The sequence below is a fragment of the Streptomyces sp. ME19-01-6 genome (assembly GCF_033793745.1).
Classification (GTDB): domain Bacteria; phylum Actinomycetota; class Actinomycetes; order Streptomycetales; family Streptomycetaceae; genus Streptomyces.
On the sequence record NZ_JARAXF010000137.1, the window covers coordinates 1 to 616 of the forward strand.

At 67.2% G+C, this 616-nt stretch carries 1 protein-coding gene; it reads left to right on the top strand.

The genetic code is table 11. The annotated features are described in order from the left end of the window. Positions 1–616: condensation domain-containing protein (locus PV419_RS53015; protein ID WP_319701268.1), on the top strand; the 616-nt coding region annotated here is incomplete at both ends.

Consider the following 616-nt stretch of genomic DNA (forward strand, 5'->3'; position numbering starts at 1 on the left):
CGAACTGCTCCAACGGGTACGGAACACCGACCTCGCCGCCTGGTCACACCAGGACCTGCCCTTCGAGCAACTCGTCGAGGCCCTCAACCCCACCCGCTCCGCGGCTCGTCAGCCGCTGTTCCAGGTCGTCACCGCACTACAGAACGCCCCCGAGAGCGATTTCGACCGGCTCGGCGTACGGTCGCGCTCCGAACTGGTGGGGACGGGAACCGCCAAGTACGACCTGTTCCTCAGCCTCTGGGAGCGCCACGACTCGCGGGGCGAGCCGGGCGGTTTGGACGGATTCATCGAATACAGCACCGATGTGTTCGACCGAGGCACCGTCGAGATGCTCGCCGCGCGGTTCGTACACCTGCTGGAGACGCTAACCGCCAACCCCGACCAGCCCCTCGCGCGGATCGACATCCTCCTGCCCGGAGAACAGGAGTCCCTGCTGGACCGGTCCGCGGACGCGACCCGCGCGATGGAGGCCACGACCCTCCCGCAGGCATTCGAGGCTCAGGTGGTGCGGTGTGCTGAGGCTGTGGCGTTGGTCTGCGGGGATGTGGAGGTGTCGTATGGGGAGTTGAATGCGCGGGCTAATCGGTTGGCGCGGTTGTTGGTGGCGCGGGGTGTG